This is a genomic window from Ketobacter sp. MCCC 1A13808 (assembly GCF_009746715.1).
Lineage (GTDB): Bacteria > Pseudomonadota > Gammaproteobacteria > Pseudomonadales > Ketobacteraceae > Ketobacter.
Genome location: NZ_VRKW01000003.1, coordinates 526,985 through 547,223, shown reverse-complemented (window position 1 = coordinate 547,223; position 20,239 = coordinate 526,985). Strand labels below are relative to the sequence as shown.

21 protein-coding genes are annotated in these 20,239 nt (G+C 52.4%); 9 read left to right on the top strand and 12 right to left on the bottom strand.

Annotated features, from left to right (window positions below; genetic code table 11):
- Nucleotides 1–138: 138 nt before the first annotated feature.
- Genes FT643_RS09225 through FT643_RS09210 form a run of 4 tightly spaced genes read left to right on the top strand, consistent with a single transcriptional unit; the run spans nucleotide 139 to nucleotide 2,379 of the window.
- The gene (locus FT643_RS09225; RefSeq protein WP_156871081.1) at nucleotides 139–909 is read left to right on the top strand and encodes a TIGR04255 family protein; all 771 of its coding nucleotides are present in this window, start codon (nucleotides 139–141) and stop codon (nucleotides 907–909) included.
- A gap of 9 nt (nucleotides 910–918) precedes the next feature.
- Nucleotides 919–1,545: a hypothetical protein gene (locus FT643_RS09220; protein WP_156871080.1), complete on the top strand. Its 627-nt coding sequence runs from the start codon at nucleotides 919–921 to the stop codon at nucleotides 1,543–1,545.
- A 9-nt stretch (nucleotides 1,546–1,554) separates the two neighbouring features.
- Complete coding sequence (locus FT643_RS09215) at nucleotides 1,555–1,911, top strand: hypothetical protein (RefSeq protein ID WP_156871079.1); 357 nt, start codon at nucleotides 1,555–1,557, stop codon at nucleotides 1,909–1,911.
- Nucleotides 1,912–1,920: 9 nt separating this feature from the next.
- Nucleotides 1,921–2,379, top strand: coding sequence for a hypothetical protein (locus FT643_RS09210; RefSeq protein ID WP_156871078.1), 459 nt, complete (start codon nucleotides 1,921–1,923; stop codon nucleotides 2,377–2,379).
- Between the two features lie 172 nt (nucleotides 2,380–2,551).
- Here the strand turns inward: FT643_RS09210 and FT643_RS24025 are convergent, their stop codons facing one another.
- The gene (locus FT643_RS24025) at nucleotides 2,552–2,683 is read right to left on the bottom strand and encodes an N-6 DNA methylase (RefSeq protein WP_411267803.1); all 132 of its coding nucleotides are present in this window, start codon (nucleotides 2,681–2,683) and stop codon (nucleotides 2,552–2,554) included.
- Nucleotides 2,684–3,115: 432 nt separating this feature from the next.
- Between FT643_RS24025 and crp the strand changes: the two genes are divergently transcribed.
- Nucleotides 3,116–3,760, top strand: coding sequence for a cAMP-activated global transcriptional regulator CRP (gene crp, locus FT643_RS09200; RefSeq protein WP_156871076.1), 645 nt, complete (start codon nucleotides 3,116–3,118; stop codon nucleotides 3,758–3,760).
- Between the two features lie 189 nt (nucleotides 3,761–3,949).
- Here the strand turns inward: crp and FT643_RS09195 are convergent, their stop codons facing one another.
- The gene (locus FT643_RS09195; RefSeq protein WP_317621980.1) at nucleotides 3,950–4,885 is read right to left on the bottom strand and encodes a metallophosphoesterase; all 936 of its coding nucleotides are present in this window, start codon (nucleotides 4,883–4,885) and stop codon (nucleotides 3,950–3,952) included.
- A gap of 68 nt (nucleotides 4,886–4,953) precedes the next feature.
- The gene (locus FT643_RS09190) at nucleotides 4,954–5,526 is read right to left on the bottom strand and encodes an outer membrane beta-barrel protein (protein ID WP_198043433.1); all 573 of its coding nucleotides are present in this window, start codon (nucleotides 5,524–5,526) and stop codon (nucleotides 4,954–4,956) included.
- A 208-nt stretch (nucleotides 5,527–5,734) separates the two neighbouring features.
- Between FT643_RS09190 and FT643_RS23130 the strand changes: the two genes are divergently transcribed.
- The gene (locus FT643_RS23130; RefSeq protein WP_198043432.1) at nucleotides 5,735–7,231 is read left to right on the top strand and encodes an RICIN domain-containing protein; all 1,497 of its coding nucleotides are present in this window, start codon (nucleotides 5,735–5,737) and stop codon (nucleotides 7,229–7,231) included.
- 315 nt (nucleotides 7,232–7,546) lie between these two features.
- Nucleotides 7,547–8,113 carry a hypothetical protein gene (locus tag FT643_RS09180; RefSeq protein WP_156871073.1) on the top strand — a complete coding sequence of 189 codons (567 nt, stop codon included), beginning with the start codon at nucleotides 7,547–7,549 and terminating at the stop codon, nucleotides 8,111–8,113.
- A 13-nt stretch (nucleotides 8,114–8,126) separates the two neighbouring features.
- Here the strand turns inward: FT643_RS09180 and FT643_RS09175 are convergent, their stop codons facing one another.
- The 8 genes from FT643_RS09175 to FT643_RS09140 form a co-directional block, all read right to left on the bottom strand.
- On the bottom strand, nucleotides 8,127–8,852 hold the full coding sequence (locus FT643_RS09175) for a hypothetical protein (RefSeq protein ID WP_156871072.1): 726 nt from the start codon (nucleotides 8,850–8,852) through the stop codon (nucleotides 8,127–8,129).
- A 200-nt stretch (nucleotides 8,853–9,052) separates the two neighbouring features.
- Nucleotides 9,053–9,595: a response regulator transcription factor gene (locus FT643_RS09170; RefSeq protein WP_156871071.1), complete on the bottom strand. Its 543-nt coding sequence runs from the start codon at nucleotides 9,593–9,595 to the stop codon at nucleotides 9,053–9,055.
- 7 nt (nucleotides 9,596–9,602) lie between these two features.
- A complete protein-coding gene (locus FT643_RS09165) occupies nucleotides 9,603–10,856 on the bottom strand; it encodes a sensor histidine kinase (protein WP_156871070.1) in 1,254 nt (417 codons plus the stop codon).
- Entirely contained in the window at nucleotides 10,857–12,095 is a 1,239-nt protein-coding gene (locus FT643_RS09160) for a hypothetical protein (RefSeq protein WP_156871069.1), read from the bottom strand.
- Nucleotides 12,095–13,282 (bottom strand): methanobactin export MATE transporter MbnM, encoded by a 1,188-nt coding sequence (locus tag FT643_RS09155; RefSeq protein WP_156871068.1) that lies wholly within the window; start codon nucleotides 13,280–13,282, stop codon nucleotides 12,095–12,097. The genes FT643_RS09160 and FT643_RS09155 overlap by 1 nt, the downstream gene beginning before the upstream one ends.
- A 3-nt stretch (nucleotides 13,283–13,285) precedes the next feature.
- Nucleotides 13,286–14,146, bottom strand: coding sequence for an MbnP family copper-binding protein (locus tag FT643_RS09150; RefSeq protein WP_156871067.1), 861 nt, complete (start codon nucleotides 14,144–14,146; stop codon nucleotides 13,286–13,288).
- Nucleotides 14,147–14,176: 30 nt separating this feature from the next.
- Nucleotides 14,177–14,440 (bottom strand): hypothetical protein, encoded by a 264-nt coding sequence (locus FT643_RS09145; protein ID WP_156871066.1) that lies wholly within the window; start codon nucleotides 14,438–14,440, stop codon nucleotides 14,177–14,179.
- A gap of 10 nt (nucleotides 14,441–14,450) precedes the next feature.
- Nucleotides 14,451–15,158 carry a YcnI family copper-binding membrane protein gene (locus FT643_RS09140; RefSeq protein WP_198043431.1) on the bottom strand — a complete coding sequence of 236 codons (708 nt, stop codon included), beginning with the start codon at nucleotides 15,156–15,158 and terminating at the stop codon, nucleotides 14,451–14,453.
- Nucleotides 15,159–15,584: 426 nt separating this feature from the next.
- On the opposite strand from FT643_RS09140, the gene FT643_RS09135 reads away from it, so the two are divergent.
- Nucleotides 15,585–16,001 (top strand): hypothetical protein, encoded by a 417-nt coding sequence (locus FT643_RS09135; RefSeq protein ID WP_156871064.1) that lies wholly within the window; start codon nucleotides 15,585–15,587, stop codon nucleotides 15,999–16,001.
- 66 nt (nucleotides 16,002–16,067) lie between these two features.
- Nucleotides 16,068–18,575: an acyl-CoA dehydrogenase gene (locus FT643_RS09130; RefSeq protein ID WP_156871063.1), complete on the top strand. Its 2,508-nt coding sequence runs from the start codon at nucleotides 16,068–16,070 to the stop codon at nucleotides 18,573–18,575.
- A 64-nt stretch (nucleotides 18,576–18,639) separates the two neighbouring features.
- On the opposite strand, the gene FT643_RS09125 is transcribed toward FT643_RS09130, so the two are convergent.
- Entirely contained in the window at nucleotides 18,640–20,238 is a 1,599-nt protein-coding gene (locus FT643_RS09125; RefSeq protein WP_156871062.1) for a carboxylesterase/lipase family protein, read from the bottom strand.
- Nucleotide 20,239: the final 1 nt, after the last annotated feature.

Genomic DNA, 20,239 nt, shown 5'->3' with positions numbered 1-20,239 from the left:
TCTAAAATATTTAGGGTTGAGAGGAAAGCCTAAGTTAATTAGCTCGCTTACACGAACAAACTTCCACTTGCTTCAGATGTCAACTAAAGTGTAAAGTGTCAACCCGTTTGTAAACCTAGCGAGCACTCAGGAGGCGTTATGGGCAACAAAATGAGCAATGCGCCGGTATTTTTCACGCTGGCCCAGGTGAGATTCAACCCACTTCTCAAGTTGAATGACTGCATTCCAGATATTCAGGAGAAGCTGAGAGTCGCTCACTTTCCAGACTTTCGCCAGGAAAACGTACAAGTCATAGCCTTCCAAAACGGAGGCACAAACACCACTCAACAGGCACGCTATGTGTTTGGCGACATCCCAGGCACATCCAATTTTGTGCTGGATAACAACTCGTTGACGTTTCAAACCACGGACTATGAGACTTTTGTCGAATTCTCAGACCGGGTTGAGCTTGGCATAGAAACTTTGAATGATTCCATTCCCAACGGACTGGATTATGTATCGCGTTTAGGCATCCGATATTTTGATGCGGTTCAACCGCAACCAGGCGATGCGCTTTCACAATACGTTGTGAAAGAGGTGATGGGGTTGTCTGAGCGCGTTAAGCAGCTCACCCACTCCTTTAGCGAAACCGTGTCGAAAAGCGAGCATGGCACCCTGATTACACGCGTTATCATTCGTGATGGTCAGCTTGCGCTGCCAGCAGAGCTGCACTCAATGGCGCCACAGCTGGACGAAAAGTTTCTGGCACACAAAGGACGACATGCCATTGTCGATTCAGATGCCTTTAATGATAGACGGCAGATTTTTAATCTAAGTAGCATCATGACCAACCTGACAGGCCTGCATGACGACATTGAGAGTTCGTTCAAGGAACTGATTACCAACCACGCACTGACAGTTTGGCAATAAGGAGGCTTTATGCTCGCTTACGATATCCGAGCCACCGGAGGCTGGACTGATGCCAGCCCGCAAACCGGAGAAAGCTCAACAACACAAAAAAGCGTTTTTCTGATGGCTTCGTTGCTTGGTGAAACCACAACACCCTTGTCAGTGTTCCTCCAGCATACTGGCTATGGAATCCCCACCAGCTCAATAGAGCACCCCTTCATCGTAAGCCCGGAGTCTCCGGCAGAGGGCGCATCCATTTCTTTGGATGCAGAATATGTTACCGACCGAATCAAGGAATTATTCGGTTTAAGCATTTCTCGACAAGCTCAACTTTTAGGGGTGTCTCGAACGGCAGTATATAACTGGCGAAATGGCGAAAAGCTTACAGAGAAAAACCTGGCGCGTTTAGCAGATCTCAACGATACAGCAGATCTGTTCGAGAACGAGAACGTCGAGGTTACCGGACTGTTAATGAAGCGGCCCTTTACGCAAGGCAAAAGCCTGTTGGATCTATTGGCCGGCGGTGAATTAATTTACGAGCCAAGCAAAAAGCTGATAGCACAAATCAAGCAAGAAGCTGAAGAACGTACCAGTCTGGCTAGCCGCCTGCGGAGCCGAAAATTACCGCGAATCGATACCAACATTGATTTGGAGTAATTCTCGCCAATGGAAACCTGGTCCAGAGCAACACCCTGGCGACAGGGTAAATTTCTAACTAAGAATTCTGCCACAGCACTGGGTCTGTCAGCAGATGGTTTCGACAGCCTGGTAGTAGTCGCGTCACACGACTGTGATTTGTCTCAGCTACCTGAATCCGAACCTTATGTGGAAGTTGTGGTGGGTAGGGAAGTTACCGGCGAAGAGTTAAACGGAAACTTCACCAATGGCAAAAATGCGCGGAAGCTGCACCTGCCGATTGAAGGCGGAGATACGCCTTATATTGAACTTGAAGTGCTGAGCAAACAATCTGTTTTAAAAACCGAGCTTGCCGAACACGCACCGTCGGATGTGCACCTCAATTAGTCTGCAAAGGTGATTTTTCAGCGCTGGCTGGCCAGCCGATACAGGCGCTCAGCCTTTCCCGATCAATTCGAGCAAAGATTGACTCGACACAAGCTGGATAGAAAGATTGTAGATGCTGGTAAAAAACTGGGTAGCGACATTGCAGCGATATACTTCGACCTAACCAATGAAGAAGCGAGCCCAGACGAAACCTACCTTCTGGGTATCGTTATTATGTATCAAACAGAGGATGATACGGCACGAGCCAAAGCAGCAGCAACGTCAATGAAGTCAAAAATAGAGACCGCTTTTCAAGCGAAGCTCTATAGTAATACCGACCACAAGTGGAAGGATATAGAGCTTGAATATGTTGATGTGATTTCCGATGAAGGGTTTAGCTACCGGATATCACAGATTCTGAAACCTTGGCGGTTGGAATACATCAGCCTCGGAGCAGACCCTCAACAACCAATTAATAAAGAGTCATAAATTCAAATTGGTCCAGACTCTTCACCGGAGCCACCTCAATCCATCTTCGCCTTAAAAACCAAAGCTGCAAAGTAAACCGTTCGCTTTTCCTACGCACTCAACGTCGCCCGTGCCGCTGGAATCAGTGCCAAACTAAAGTACACCGAACTTCCCAAAGAAACAGTCACTGACTTCACCGGCAAGAATGACAACTCTTCAAGCTTTCCACGTCATTGTGCTGGTTAATGTAATGGTGGGCACTGATGAGGAAACCGCCGGTGCCTGCGGCGGGATCAACCATGGCGTCGTCGAGCCGGGGCTTCATCAGTTGCACCATGGTGCTGATCTCCAGCAGGCCTTCATACATGTCCCCAAGGCTTTCGGTTTTGGCGCTGTACCAATCCAGTTTCTCTATTTCCACAATGAGTTTGTTCAAGGTGGCGGGTATGCGGATTACGGTACTGGCGTTGTTGTAGATGGCCTGGGTAATGCCGGAACCGTGGGCAACCGGGGGGGGGGGAAATCAGTTTATCCTGACCGTCATCTTGCACCCTTGATTTACCGGCCCACCCAGGACAGAACCCAACGCTTGCTCATCTTAAGTGGTTGCGGGATTCACGTGCGTACTTTCAATACTCACCCCCCCACTAACTGAATTAGCTTTGAATTCACCTCAAATTCACCCATAAAATGTTCAAATCCAGGATCCTTGCTTATTCTTAATGAGTACCCACACCAAGCAAGGAGCTGTTTTGAAATGAGTACAGCAGAGCTTACCCGCCCCGCCCTTGATATGCAGGACATTGACCAACTGGTTAAACATGGGCATCGCCGCAGGCACCCAAAAAACGGTCTGATTCTGGAGCCGGGAGACAACAGCGATAGCTTGTTTTACGTCGTGGATGGCACCGCAACCGTCAGCATTCAAAGTGATGAAGGTCGTGAAATCATACTGGCTTATCTTAATCCGGGCGCCTTCATAGGCGAGATCGGGCTGTTTTACCCTGACACGCCAAGAGAAGCCTATGTCCGGGCTAAAACCGATTGCGAATTGATCCAGGTTGACTACACCGAGTTCCGCGAACTAGCCAGGCAAATGCCGGATTTGCTGTTCGCCATTAACCGCCAGCTAACCAGGCGCCTGACCCAGGCGACCAAAAAGGTCGGTAATCTCGCCTTTCTGGATGTTGCAGGGCGGGTAGCTTCCACGCTTATTGACCTGTGCAAGCAGCCCGATGCTATGACTCATCCGGATGGTATGCAGATCAAGATCACCCGCCAGGAAATCGGGCGCATCGTGGGTTGCTCCCGGGAGATGGTTGGCAGGGTGTTGAAAGAACTGGAAGCAAAGGGGTTGGTGGACGTTGCCGGCAAAACCATGGTGGTACACGGCACGCGATAATCGCCCCTTAGGGAAACACATCCCTGCAACGCGCCTGAATACGCGATCGGCTGGTGCAAATTCCGATGGCGTAGGCGTTCTTGTATTTCGTAATGAGCTGCCCGATCGGACCACGTGCTTATACCGGGGTGGCAATGGATCTCTACGATTCAGGTAGGTAACGCAAACAATCCAGAGCGCGACGACTAACTACACCCCACAAAAATGTTCGTTCACCAACACCGCCTCCCCTTGCCAGCGATACGCTACCAACTTGCCGCCCTTCGCCACAGAATAATCCAGGCAGGCCACATTATCGGCCAGTTTTGTTGGCTGGCCTTTTAACCAATAATGGCCAACGAAGACCGGCTTCTCCGATTCAGGGTAACCTAACAGGTCGCTGGCAGCGACGGGGTGGTTAGCGATGGACTCCTCCAGGACATCTATCGGCATGCAAACTTCCCCCAAGGTGGAATTCTTTTTGATCCACCATTGCGTGCGGACCCTGCTGCGGGCATGACCGTCTTTATCAAAAAATACGCCACCATCAGGAAGTTCGATTTCAACCCCTTTTAATAATGTTTCGATGGCCTCATAGGCCGGTTCGCCTGCGGTGCTGGCAGCAACCAGCAGCTCTGGAGTCAGGGTGTTGTCGTGCGGTGTTCGGGTTTCCATCATTTCGATATACAGGGGATGCCAGCAAGCATGAACAACACGCAACCCATCCAGGTCCAGCCAAAGCGGCAACGAGCGGAAAAAGTCCAGCACGTCGTCTAATTCGTGCTTGCAATTTGGGCTCACATATTCCGCTAAAAATGCCAGGTGTTGAGCCATGTTTTTATTATTTCTGGGGCGCAGCCATTGCCCCGGCCTATGGGGATCAAGGGTATGGAAGGCCAAGGCATTAAATTCGTGATTTCCCATCACAGCCAGCGCCGCACCGGATTTCACCATGGGCATGACCACTTGCAAAACACCCCGTTGTTGGGGACCACGATCAATAAAGTCACCAAGGAAAATCACCTGCCGGTCAGGGTGACGGTAACCCACGCCGTCATGCCGATAGCCCATCAACTCAAGCAGCGCGACCAGCTTATCGGCGTGGCCGTGAATATCTCCGATAAGATCGTAGCCTTTCGTGTTCACATTCAATTCCTTGTACGCTGCGCCAGAACGGCAAAGGCTGGCAACGCTCATGAGGGGCGTGCCGACCTCTATGGCGTTAGCTTTATCCCGATCGAAATAGTGGACAGTGAAATATCCCGGCTGACCGCCGAGCCGGTTTCGAAATCCAGATACCTTGCAGCAACATAAAAGGCAGTCAGCTTGTCGTATTTCAGTTCGGCACCGATCCCGACAGGATAAGTAAGACCGTTATCGGAATCACTTAATCCGTAATCGGTGATGTCCATTGACATATCCCAGCGAGAAATCCCCAGGCTGGCAAATGCCGAAATTTTCTGCGTGAAAGGATAGCTGCCGCGAAAAGCCAGGGCTTTGTTTTTCACCCGGAAATTGCCTTTTATCGGAGCCGGCGGATCACCCGGACTGCTTCTCAGGTCAATGTCTGCATTGAAATTCTGGGTATCAAAATAGGACGCCTCAATCGAGAAATAAGGGTCAAACGCGTATCCAGCCAGAAACCGGTTTGAGGTTTTGTCCTCTTTAATATCCACGATGTAATCAGAATTGTAGCGAAACTTGGTATGCCCCAGCTCAAAGCCGAAATAGCCACCGGAGTAGCTGTTGCTACTGGCCACCAAAAGAATCAGGAAAATCCGTTTCATACGCTGCATCCCACCGCCCAAAGTCACAGCTAAGCTTAGCAGAAATAGAAACACCGATGGCCCATCAGGCCAATCCCGGCGATTTCAGGCCAAGTTCCTGTTTCGGGCATCACCGTAACGGGATGAATGTGGCCCATGCCTGCTTTCCAATTACCGCTTTCTGCTAGCGTCCAGCTGCATACAAGAACCAACAACAAGGACTGATTTTATGGAAAGGCACTTCATCCGCCTGGTCGGCACCGGCCTGGCCCTGTTACTTCCCACTCTCGCGCTGGCGGACGCCGAAGTCACCCGCAATAGCAATGGCTCCTGGCAATCCAGGGTCGAAGGTTCCACCGTTTACAACGGCTCCCGCTTCTTTGATGCGGTCAACGCAGCGGCGAATAGCATGGGGCCCGGCACCATCAACATACGCAACTCAGGCAATTCCGGCCCCGATGGCGGCAACGTCTACGGTATCCGCCCGCAGCCAAATCAAACGCTGGATTTTCATGACAATACCGTTCATGCGGATGGCGGAGAACTGATCGTGCCCGTGTACTGTGACCGGCGTGACAATATCACCGTACGCAATCTGAAAGTAACCGGCAGCCCGCGCTACGGCGTCTGGTTTCGGGGATGCTCCGACATCACCCTGGAAGACATCGAGATGGATCTGAGCTACCACCCGGCCGTGGGTCTGGGTATCCGCGTGGATTATTACACCGGGCCGTCCAGCAATCTGACCATCCGCGGCAATATCAATATCAACGGCTCCACCACCCATGCAATCGAAACCTACGGTGTTGAAGGGTTTAGTATCGGCGATGTCACCGTTACCAACAGCGGGGGTTCTGGTTTATTGCTGAACGACAGTCGCAACGGCACCGTAGGTCATGTACGCGGCCATCACAACAACCTGGGCGGAGGCTACGCTACCTTCCGCGTTGCCAACAATAATGGCCCCAATGTAACCGTGGAAAGCGTCTATTCACGGGATTCCGGGCGCGGTTTTTTCAGCGTCACCAACAGCCACGGCACCACCATTAAACAGGTCGATATCGCCAACAGCACCAAGCAAAATATCTTATTGCAGAACGCCTGGGATACCCACGTGTTAGCCGGCAAGGTATCCAACGGCAATCCCAATTGCCAACTGGTTTCCACCGACACCTCAAATTCCTCTTTGCGGGTCAGCGGCTGTAGTTACGTGGGGACACCGCCTTCCGATACAGGTGACGGCTCCGATAACGGATCGGGTGGCGGATCGGGTGGCAGTAACAGCAATGGCACCGTCAACGGCACCTATCAGATCCGGCCACTCCATAGCGGCAAAGCATTGGATGTTAATTACTGCAGCGCATCCAACGGCACTAATATTCAGCAGTGGGCATGGTTGAACAACGACTGCCAGAAGTGGAAGATCGAACCGGTGGATGGTATCTGGCACCGGATTTCACCGCTGGTAGCAAGCAATAAGGCACTGGATGTTTCGCGCTTTTCTACTTCCAACGGCGCAAACCTGATGCTGTGGGACTATTGGGGCAGCAGCAACCAGCAGTTTCGCTTTCAGTCAGCAGGCAGCGGCAAATGGCGTATCATTAATCGCAATAGCGAACTCTGTGCCGATGTGGCGAACCGATCCGCCGCCAACGGGGCAAACCTGGCGCAATGGGAGTGTATTGCCGGCAACGACAATCAGGTTTTCGAGCTTATAAGACCATAAATCTCCAGTAGCATTCAAAAGCGGCACAGTGGGGGTTATCGCTTCCCCCTGTGCCTTTTCCACTAACGCCCCCACTCAACACCACAACATTAGCCCGCGCGGGGTAAATCCCTCAGACAATTACACCCCCTTTGTAGAAATTACACGGAAGCGCGACTGTCGTGACGCGCCCCCGCCTGCAACACCACAGCAAGAATCACAGAAATTTCCGGACGATACCGTCTTTTTAGCGCTTTAGCGCACTAATTAGCTTCTGGCACGCTACTTGCGATACCACACATGAAACTTAATTAACGTATTTCAGGAGCTATCTCCGTGTTTGATAAATTACCGCTAGTCCTCGATATTATTCCGTCCAATACGATTGACGATAAGGCGGGTTACCCCATTGAGCTGGGCGTTGCTATGAATGGCAATGGGTTAACGTTCGCCAAACTGGTTCGGCCCGCAACTTGTTGGACCGAGTGGAACGAAGAATCAGAACGTCTTCACGGGTGTTCGCGCCAAAAGCTCATTACTGACGGCGAACCCGCCAGAAAAATTGCCAAAGAACTGAATCAACTGTTCCCGAATCAGACGTTGTATTCAGAACACTGGCAACGTGACCAAAGACACCTGGACCGCTTGTATGAAGTTGCAGGTATTGTTCCGCAATTGAAGGTGGAATGTATTAAACGAATTCTGAACAAGACGCAGTCGAAAGCGTGGTCCTCCAGTCGCAGGCGCGTTCTGGAACTGACCGGGTTATCACCGCGTCGGGCCGATACCTCTGCGCTGATTACCCGCAGTACCTATCTGTATTCTCTGGCACCGCAAACATTCGAAAGCCGCTTCGCTTTCAAACGCGACAGTGACTACCAGCAAAACATGACCGCAGCTTGAACTTGAATCAAGTCTAGATTTCGCCATCGCCTTCGGTAGATGAAACCGGCGCTTTGTGGCTCACAACATCGAAGCCTGTATCCGCCGCCGCTTGCTGCAACCGAATATCGTACATCAGAGCAGGTTCGCCGACAGCGCCCTTTTCATCCCGGACGGCGATAGCAACGTGGACCGTTGCGGGCTGAAGTGTCAAGTCAGTGGGTTCGGCTACATCGTACTCGAAGGCATACTCGCCAAACATATTGCCCGCAATTGTGGAAACCAGATTCGACTTGCTGAGCAAGCTCTCTTTGTCGGCGGACACATATAACAGATAACTCAAACTATCCTGCGCCCGTTTCTCGTCGCTGGCCGCCTGCCAGAGGATGGATATTCGGGTGGGGCTCAATCCGGTCACGGACTGAAACACCGGCTTCACCGGATTCAATATCAGGCTTTCTGTGGGCAGAAAATGCGCCTGCACCCGGCCACCGCGGTTCAGGGTGCATTCTCGTTCTGTGCCGGTACACGCGCCGGACCACTCACTAAAGGTGGCCGAGCCGTCGGAAGGATCCCTGGCGACCAGGGTGACGCTTTTCTCAAATTCGTTTGAACAATCGTTCCCGGCCCAGCAATTAAATTCACCATCTGCGGTGGACACACTGCCGAAACCTTCGACGTTAACCTGGACTTCAGAGCTACAACCCGCCATTAGCAATATCGCTACTGCGCCCAGTTGCTTAAATGTATTAGTCATCATTCCTTTGACCCGGATATAAATGTATTGGGATTTCATGTCATCAGATAATATTCAACCGGGACTCGTACAGAATGCGACGAACTGACGCGGGCTGCCTATTTCATTTTCAGGTGTTGCTTTTAGCTGGAATCAATCAAGTAGCGTCAATGTAACAAATTAGTTACAAAATCTAAACAGGTTCCCGACGACGTGCTCCGCGGCTATTTTTTCACCGGACGCTTTTGCAGTTTGCGCTGCAGCGTCCGGCGATGCATATTCAGCGCACGCGCCGTGGCCGATATATTGCCATCGTTTTCCATCAAAACCCGTTGCACGTGCTCCCATTCCAGGCGGTCCACCGACATCGGGTGCTCCGGTTCCACTTCTTCCTCATCCGCGGCTATCGGCTCCGCTTCAAACAGCGCAACAATGTCGCTGGTTTTGATCGGCTTACACAAATAGTTGTCCGCACCCCGCTTTATCGCGTCCACCGCGGTGGCAACGCTGGCGTAAGCGGTCAGCATCACAATGCGGGCTTCGGGCTGAATGCGTAACATGTCGATCAAAAGCTTTAACCCGCTCTCACCGGCCAGATTCAAATCCAACAGAACCAGATCAAAACGGCTGGCTTCGATCGCAGCCAGGGCCGCAGTAGATTCACTCAGCATTGTCACGTGAAATTGCTTACGTTGCAGCGAGCGACCCAGAGTCTGCAAAAACACCGGATCATCATCTACTAATAAAACGGATTTGCACGTGTCCATGGCGATGCTACTCCCCGGCCAATGGCAAGGTGACTTCCATAACCGTACCCAGCTCCGACGCCATTAAACTAATGGTACCCCCAAGGCGGTTAATAGTGGCATGGGACAGAAACAGACCCAGACCGAGGCCATCTTCCCGCGACGTAACAAAGGGTTCCCCCAGCTGGTTTTTGATGGCATCGGGGATGCCCGGCCCGTGATCCCGAATGCGGAAGCGCACCTGTTGTTGCACAACATCGGCCTGCAATTCAGGGTCATGCTCACTGACCCGGGCCGCATTATCCAGCAGGTTTAATAACGCCTGCAATAGGGTATCGTCCGCCAACACCTGTTCATGGAAAATATTATCTGCTTCGACTTTTAATGTGCGCAACGGATAGAGCAAATTAAATTGCTCCCGCAGCTGCTTTATTAAATTGGCAACGTTCATTGGCTCACGGGCGTTATTACGCAACTTGTCTGCCCGATTCATCAATTCGTGCAAGGTGGTTTTACATACATCAATTTGTTGCGCCATCAGGTCGGCTTCCTGCTGCCACTCACCACGCTCGCTTAATACCTCTTTTAAGTCTTCAGTCAACACAGACAAAGTGGAAAGCGGCGTTCCTAGTTTATGCGCAGCACTGGCGGCAAAGGTCGCCAGCGTTACTAGCTTTTCATCCTGCAACATCTGCTCGCGCTGCTGCGCAATCAGGCGCTGTTGCCGACGACCGGACAGGGCTAACGGCAGCACCAAACTCACCAGCAACAACACCGATAATGCGAACGTCAACCACATACCGATCAAATGCAGCTGCATAAAATGACTGCTGTGATGACCGTGCGCCTGCAGCGGAATATACACCTGAGTGAGCAAGGTATAAAGAGCAAGCACCGCAATCGCGATGATGCCGGTGGACTGCCACCCCAACAACGCTGCGCTTAGCGCCAGCGGTACCAGCAATAAGGAAATAACCGGATTAGTATGGCCGCCGGTGGCGAATAAATACCAACCCAGCAACAGGATAGAGGCCAGCACCAACAATAAATACAAACCCACACGAACGGACGTTCGGTGCCGGGCCGCTGCGAAGGTGATGAGTGCCAGCACAAACTGCAGCGGCATCAACAACCAGTAGATCGACGACGGTAAGGTTATGTCTTGGTAATAAAATGCGGTGGCAGACACCACCATCACCAACACCAGACTGAACATATACCAGGACAGGTAATGCAGACTCTTTTGTTGTATCGATTGGCGTATCCAGCAAGGTTCAATCATTTAATCTCTGCGTGAGTGGTATAAGGTCTCCTTCCAGACCAAGCCCAATGCTACACGCTCACCGGACTCAGGCATACTGTCGTCTATTGTGTATTCCAGGCGCAAAGACCAACCGGAATTTGCCCGCCACCGATAAACGATACCGCTGCGCTCCGGCTCATGCGCGTCATTATACAATCCGGTCAAACTCGCCAGCTCCTGTGCCGCCGCACCGGACACCCGATTTTCCAGCACCAGCTGTTCAAAGCGCACCCCAATATCGTGTTGGCCCACGCTGATCACGCCCTGCAACCAACTGCCGGTGTATTCCCCGGTGGTGGTGGCGATGCGGCTGGCATCCCTGATATCGCCTTCCGGTTCCACCTGCATCCATTGTCCTTCCAGAGCCAGTGCAATCTGCTCAGTAGCGTGCCAACGCGCTCTGATAAAGGTGCCTGCCGCATCCGTATCCCCGTCAAAGGCTACCTCCGGTGCGCTGATTTGAGCCGTGTTGCCATGGCTATGACCGCTGCCATACCGCTGATCCACCCGGCCCAGCGCCTGAGCCTGATACCCCCAGAGCCCCGCATGCCAATTCAACGGCCCTCTCCCGCCCTTGTAATGCAAGAACACATCATAGGCTCCCCCACTGGTGCCGGGTGTAGCGGGAAAGGCGCTGCCACGCCAACTTTCGATGCCCAAACAAAAGCCCGACCTGGCGAGCATCGCCCGCATGCCTTCGTCGTTCAACTGCCCGCCAAAGAACGCGTCCAACGCCAACGGCACCTCACTGAAAAGTCGCTGCGTCCCATGCTCAAGATTGGCCGGTGTCAACATCGCGGCCATTCGCCCCACTTCGGCCTGTAGCAACAGCGGCTGCGTATCGGATCGATATCCGGCATAGGCGTGGTGCATCTCTGCTTCCCGGCCATTATCGTGAGTGGCGACCTGAATGCGCCCATACCACCCTGAATCGTCAAAGTGATGCACATCCAGATAGGCATCATCCAACGCCACGCCCTCTTCCACCGGGTACGCTTCCCCACCCATCATGACACCGGGAATTTGCCAGATGCCGTTGCTATTCACAACCACGCCCTCATCACGCCAGGTGGCTGCGAGCGCCGCTTCCACCCGGGTGCCCGGCTCATAATCTGCTTCTTCGCCGTGGCCATAAGCGGAATTTAAAATCAATCCGTTGCCCACCGACAGCGCGACGATGGAAAGGGGCAATGCGAAGCAATAGGAAGATCGGTTCATCAGGGTGTAGTCCAGGGATCACTGAATCGTTCATTAGTGACGAAATCGGTATCGGTTAATGTTTTTAAAAAAGCAATCAGGTCGGCCTTTTCCTGGTCAGTCAAGGTAAAACCTTTAACAAAGCTGTCCTTGAATGGATTTGCCCGGCCATCTCCCGCCAAGGGCCCACTCGCTATATTACGGCCACCGGCTGCGTAAAATGCCACTACGTCTTCCAGGGTGGCAATACTACCGTCGTGCATATAGGGCGCAGTCAATTCGATATTACGCAGAGTGGGGGCGCGGAATTGCCCCATATCAGCAGGGTCGCCGGTGACCTCGAACGCCCCTTGATTATCCGCCGGGTAATCGCCGTTGCCTCCGATATTAAACAACCCCGTGTTATGAAAAGGACGTTCCACAAATGCAATCGTGCGGTCCACATTGGAATCAGAAAAGTTATAGCCGCCGTGGCAATGAAAGCACTCGGTTGTTTCGCTGAAAAACAGGGTTTGCCCGCGTTTGGCGGAAGCCGATATCGCGTTCTGATCGCCTTGAGCAAACTGATCAAACGCACTGCCGAACGAAATTAAACCGCGCACGAAACTGCCGATGGCATTGACGATATTAGGAAAATCAATCGGGCTGCCCTGATCAGGAAACGCCTCAGCAAACAGACCGGCGTACAGCGGCTCGTCGATAATCCGCTGCAACACTTCATCCCGGTTGCTGTCGTTGATACCTTGCTCCACCGGATCTTCGCTAAACAGAGGCACCTGCATTTGACTCTCAATGGAAATAAGCGCCGGATTGGCCCAGGTATAAGTAGCGTTATAGGCCACGTTGGTGAGTGTTTGTGAATTGCGGGGGTGGGCTTGACCGGTGGAGCCCTCTGCAACGACCAAACCATCACTGAACGCTTTGTCCTGATGATGGCAACTGCCACAGGACTGGCTGCCATTACCCGATAAACGCGCATCAAAAAACAAATGCCGGCCCAACTGAAATTTCGCTTCGGTTATGGGATTGCGTTCAGGCTCAACCGGCAAAGGCACGTCAGCCCGCACCCGCCATTCGAACGCGCTTTGATGAATGCCGCCATCGTTTATTTGAGTACTACTACTGCCGCCACAACCCTGGATCAGAATAACGGGCAAACACAGCAGTGCTGCTTGCACACCACGTTGGCTCAAACTGCTCTCATTCATAAACTACGGCGCTACAGAAAACACAGTCTGGGATAACACATTGTCGTTTTCGCCACTGGCCAGGTTTAATCCCAACTGGGTAAAGATCTCAACACAATCCGTATCGTCAACTCCGGACATGCATCCGGCTGCCCCGTTAATATTGGCCGACACATTACTTTCCTGCACTAAGGCGGCGTAATCCAATTGCACTGCATTCAGGTCCGGATCAAAGCCGAACAGCTCGATTTCAGGCCGGTTTGAATTAGTACATTCCACCACTGATTGCGCATTGGCAGCACAGCCGGTCGCGCCCAGATGCATGTTCCAGTCCGGAATATCGATGCGCATGAATTTATAACCGTTAGTCCAGCCCCAATTCAAATTGGTCACGTTGAACGGACTGACGCTGTTCTGTTCCGTGTGGTTAATGGATTCCGGTACCCCCACAGTAAAGCGAATTGCATTAAAGGTTTGTCCGTTGTCAGGCACCGTGCCGGTCACGCTACCATTAATTTCCTGCGTCCCCGTGCACAGACCAGTGGCATCTTCGTAATCCAGTAACGCCACATCCTGAGCCTGCCAATCAGTGGTATCCAGGGTCACAGGCACCTCCTCACCGCCGCTGGTAACCAATCGAATCCGGGTGACAAAAAGACGAAAATCCTTGAACTGAATAGTGGAACCGGCGGTGCCTACCAATTCGTAATCGGTGTTGCAGGCGGCGATCTCATTGCCAACCACAGCGTTAAAACGAATCGTGACCGCTTTATCCGGGGTGGAAAACCCGGGAATAACAGTGTCACTACTGCCACCCCCGCCACAACCAGACAAACACGCGACGACAATAACTCCTGCTCCGATTTCCCGGCCCCACACTTTCATTCCAAACCCCTTATCTATTTAGATGATTACTCAATTGCTTACTGGCGGCTTAAGATCCGCAGGTACGGTTGCCGCCGAACTCATTGCCGACGGAGCGGTATTGGTCAGTGTCGATTGTCCCACTGTGATTTGCCCCGGCGGAGACAGCCGTTGTTTTAACTCAGAAACACTGCGCCCCACATCACCACCCGGCGTAGGCACCTGATCCGCGTTCGAACCGCTACCGCCACAACCGGCGCAGAATACCACACACCACATCAGGCAGGCCGTAGATACGTTTCTATTAATTTGCATCTTGACCTCTTTAATATTTAACCCAAAATGTCTCACCCGGATGAATCTGGCCAAGCACGCTCACATCAGCATCGCTTTCAATCATTTGTACTGTAACCGGATTGGCACTGTAAGCTTCCACGTCGTTTTTCCATACAATCTCGGCATCATCGAAGATGCTCATATCGTGAAGATGGTCAGGTGCCACATATTGGTTCCAGCCAGGAAAACGTTGCGGGAAGATCATCAATGTAGGCGCCGGGTGACTGCCGGCTGCGTGATGATCGTGACCGCCTTCAGCCGGAAGTTCATCCCAGCTCACAAACGTTTCATTACCGTCGGGCGTTTGACAATATTGCGTGGTTGGCAAAGCGGCTACGGTAAACGGCGCGTCCGGCAGGGTGGCCCGAAAACTCAATTTATAATAATGGTCATCGGCAGCCAACGCGTTCTCCACCGGTTTGGTCCAGATTATTTTGCTGATGCCGCCTTCGGAATTGGTTTCAAAAGTTGCCGGGCCAAACACATTATCAATCGGTTGAACTGACGTGAACTGCTCCGGAATATCAACTTCAACCCGAAGCGTATCCATGCCGTCACAGCCATGGGGCACACTCAGGTCGACAATGGTTCTGTCGCCCGCAAACGCCGGACCGGATGCAACGCCGACATGACTTAGGGCGCTCCCGGACAGAATCGCCAGCCCCAGGCCAACTGCGCCGCTTTTCCATACTTGCATCAAAATAACTCCCTGAATTCGAGGTTTACCGTTGTCCGGCCAAACACAAATAACGCCGCAGCTTCGGTGCTGTGAAAGACAACGCGCGAATTGTAACGATGCGTCTGGCCCAGGAGAATGCGACATATTGTCGCAGGCGGGATTCACTTTAGAAGATTTACAATTTCAGCCGCAGGTTTACAACGTGCGACAAGTCCCGGCAAATAGCACCGAAGCCCCTTTTCCGCTATTACCGAAACCACGATCACCATCCAGAAAACTTTATAATCCAACGTTGTTAAGGACCGCGTTCTCAGAATAAATCCTGCGATTGGGTATACAGATCAACGGAACTTTCGTAGCGTGCAAGGTCAACTATAGATAAGGCTAACACTCCGTTTCGCCTCACTAACGTTATCCCTCACGCCGTAAAGGAGATTCCACCCCATGGACCCCAAATTGGATCTACAGGACTCATCAAGCAAAGAAACCTTCTTTGCACACATATTCAGTGCTGCGTTTTTGCAACTGGATCAAATCCGTCACGAGCATAACAGCGTACTCACTTCCGATCGTATGATGAATCAAAAGCTGGAATACATTGCCGGCGTTCTCAAACAACTTTCCGCTTCCGATGAAGCTGTGCCGGGTTCATTGGCCGAGTTAATCGCAGTGCAAATTTCCAAAACATCCCGCTACGCAAAAGACATGGCAGAAGAGGAACAGCGTATTGTGGCAGAAAGTCACAACGAAGCAGATGGCAACGAAGAAGAGGAAGCGGCGGAATACTTCGAAATGTCGGACCAACTTGATTATTGTGCCAAAACGTTACGTCGCAACCTCTATCATCTGGCGCACATGTAAACGAAAGAACCGACCCAGTAAAGACTCAATCAACGGATTAAATTTACCTGCTGTAGGGAGAACACAATGACATTTTTGACCATGATCCTTTTTTCCATCGTGGCGCTGTATATCAGAACCAAGCCCTCTGTCACGTTAATCGGTTTAGCGGTTATCGGGGTTCTGGGTTCGTGGTGGTCTGACTGGAGCGTGCTAACCATCATTAGCGCTTTAATTGTCTTTGGTATCGCTGCAGTGCTGGTTTGGCCCAATCCGTTGCGCAGAAATATCAGCGGCTCGATTTTGGGTTGGGTGCGCAATCAACTCCCCACCTTATCGGACACGGAAAGTCAGGCTTTGAAATCAGGGGACGTGGACTGGGACGGAGAATTATTTTCCGGTAAGCCGAACTGGAATAATTTGCTCAAAGAAAAACGATTCCAGTTAACCGCAGAAGAGCAAGCGTTTATTGACGGTCCGGTAAACCAATTATGCTCAATGCTGGACGACTGGAAGATTACCAAAGAGGATTATGATTTACCCAAACCAGTGTGGGAATTTATCCGTAATAACGGATTTTTCGGTATGGTCGTGGATAAAAAATACGGCGGCAAAGGTTTCTCCGCTGCGGCGCACTCGGAAACGGTAATGAAAATTTCCACTCGCAGCGTCACCGCCGCCGTCACCGTAATGGTGCCCAATTCCCTTGGCCCCGCCGAACTTCTACAACACTACGGCACCCAAGCGCAAAAAGATCACTACCTGCCACGCCTTGCCTCCGGCGCAGAAATTCCCTGTTTTGCCTTAACCTCTGCCATGGCCGGTTCCGATGCCGGTGCCATACCGGACGAAGGTGTGGTGTGCAAAGGGCAATGGAATAATCAGGAAGTCATTGGCTTAAGAGTTACCTGGAACAAACGTTATATCACCCTCGCGCCCATCGCGACGCTGATCGGTTTGGCAATTAAAGTGGTCGATCCAGACGGTTTGCTTAGCGTCGATATCAATCGCGGCATCACATGCGTCATGATTCCCGCTGACACCGAAGGGGTTCATCAAGGCGCGCGACATCTGCCGATGAACCAGGTATTTATGAACGGTCCGACCTGGGGCAACGATGTCTTCATCCCCATGGACTACATCATTGGTGGTGAGCAGATGATCGGCAACGGCTGGATCATGTTAATGGAATGCCTGTCGGTGGGCCGGGCCATCTCGCTGCCCGCGCTGGCTACCGGAGCCGGCAAACATTGCAGCCTTACCACCGGAGCCTATGCTGCAATCCGAACGCAATTCGGTCGTTCGATTGCCGACTTCGAAGGGGTCCAGGAAGCCCTGGAACCTATCGCCGGTTACACCTACATGATGGACTCTGCCCGCCGCATGACCGCAGCGATGCTGGACCGGGGCATCAAGCCCACCATTCCATCGGCGCTACTCAAATTTCGCAACACGGATCTGATGCGGGAAGTAGTGAACGATGCCATGGATGTGGTCGCTGGGCGCGCCGTCATATCCGGCCCACGTAATTTTCTGGCGCGGGTTTACCAATCGTTGCCCATCAGTATTACAGTTGAGGGCGCGAATATTCTAACCCGCAGCCTGATGGTCTTCGGTCAGGGTGCAGTACGCTGCCATCCCTTTTTAATTCAGGAAATCGAAGCCGCCTCAGCAGAGCCCAGCGACGAAGTTTATGCGAAATTCGATAAGGCCTTTTTCGGTCATCTTGCCCACGCGCTTAGTAACGTCACCCGAAGTTTCGTATTGGCGCTCAGTTTTGGATTACTCACCAGAGCACCGGGCGACAGCGGTCCGAAACAGCATTACCGCCAATTAAGCCGCTACTCTGCATCGTTCGCCATGATGACGGATATCAGCCTGGCCCTGGTGGGCGGTGAGCTGAAAGCAAAACAACGGCTATCCGGTAGTATGGCCGACAGTCTGGTCGGTTTGTATTTCGCGTCAGCATCATTAAAGCGGTTTAACGATGAAGGCTGTCCGGATTATCTGTTACCCCTGGTCGACTGGTCGGTGCAGAAATGCTTGTACGACATTCAGATGGCCCTGGATGACAGCATCCGCAATTTCCCGGTTGCCTGGATACGTCCGTTGTTGCGCGTGCTCGTATTCCCGCTGGGTTTACGCACTTCGGCTCCGAACCATGTACTGGGCACCGAAGTAGCACAGCTCATTACCCGTGCGGGTCACGCCCGCGACACGCTGACCCAGGGGGTGTATATCAACAACCGACCTGATGACGCGGTGGGACGGGTACTGAACGCTTTCAAATTAAATACCGCTGCCTACGAATTATCGAAAAAACTGCACCTGGCAGTAAGAAACAGCGACGAAGCGGATGGCATCAAACACCTGGAACTGCAGTTGGAGGATCATCGCGCCCTATTGCTGGACTGGGCGAAGAAACACGGTGTGTTATCAACGCAAGAGATTCAGCAACTGGATACAGCCATGGCGGCTGTTTATGACGCACTGCAGGTGGATGCGTTTGAGCCCGAGGCTTTCGAAGCAACCCAACGCAGCGGGTTATCGGAAGCCGTTGTGGAACAACAGCCACCGGTGGCGAACGTGTCCTGATCCCACACCAGGCAATCAATCCACAACGGCAGTGAAAATTCACTGCCGTTGTGGGAATCTGCAATCAAAAACCATACCCTTCAGCAAACCAATAATCGCAGGCCCCCTGCCGAAAGTTCTCACGATTCACCGGCTCACCGGTGATTTCCAGGTAGTTGTTCTGAGCGGAGTCAAACCCCTGCCACGGCAGCACGCCCTCTCCATTGGGGTTCCCGGTGCGGGCAAAATTACCCCAGTATTGTTGCATAGAACGACGCACCTCACGGTCCGACGGATTCACCATGGCGCTCAGCAGCGGGAAGTCAAACAGATAACCGATGTCTGCGGTGTGGAAGGTTCCGAGTTGCGGTGCATTGCGTTTGAAGCCCAATGATATAGCCGAGAACACCACGCTCTGCACATCCTCTTCCAAAGAATACATCCACACCGGATTGCCCTCACTGTAAAGCCGCGCCATATTCAGGGTCGGACACTTCATTATCATGTCGCCGCGCGCTGCCGCATGGGCGGAACCGGCATTATCATAGTCGTCGAAGGGATACTGGGATGCAATCTCGGCCCCCTCTACGGGATAACGGCTTTGCATAAACTCCAGATAGCCTGCTGCGTCATCCGGATGCGCCAGGAAGCCTGCAAACAAACTGCCCTCATCCTTGTTGGTGCCCAGTATCAACGGAATCTGTGGCGCGGATTCAGACAGTAGCTGCAGCGGACTGCGAGGGAAAACATCGCCATCAACCACCAAACCGATCTGGAACGGCCACTCATCCTGCCGCCAACCAAAGGCGGTAAACAAATTGGTTTTAACGGGCTCACGGATCGCTGCAATCGACAAATCACGAGCACATTGCAAAGGCTCCGGGGCGTCTGCGCACCCCAGGGTTTCGATAAATTCCAATCCGATTTGCCGGGCTTGCGCCAGACTCATAATACCCAGGGTATCGCAGGCGCCACTTTGCATAATTACTTTGTGCAACAGTTGTTGCGGGCTTTTGGTTTTAGGCGTGGCTAACAGAGCACAGGTATTGGTTGAACCGGCCGACTCCCCGAACACGGTCACATTGTCGGGATCGCCACCGAATAAATGGATTTCGCTTTGTACCCACTGCAATGCCAGAATAAGGTCCTTGATCGCCTGATTGCCGCTTAACGCCGGCTCGCTACCCAACGCGGGCGTTGCAAAAAAACCGGACACCAACAGACGATAATTCACAGACACCAATACCACGTCCTGTGCGGCAGCCAGTTTGGCCCCATCGTATTGCAGCTCAGCGGAAGAACCACTCATTTGCGCGCCACCGTGTACCCAAAACATCACCGGATGCGGGCCCGGTGTATTCGGGGTCCAGATATTCAGCGTCAGACAATCCTCGTCAGAGCCAACGATGGGCAGACCACTGCCGTATTGAGTACAGGCGTCGCCTTTTAATTTGGCTGGTCGCACCCCCTCCCAGGGTTGCGCCGGTTGCGGGTCCGCCCAACGCAGATCCCCCACCGGCGGCTGCGCATAGGGAATACCAAGAAACGCATTAACCTCACCCAAATCTTTGCCCGCCAATGTGCCGTAGGTGGTGTCAACCTGAACTTCCGGATTACAGGCACACAACAAAAATACAACACTTATGACAGCCGAAAACTGAACCGGCTTATTCAACCACCCCATC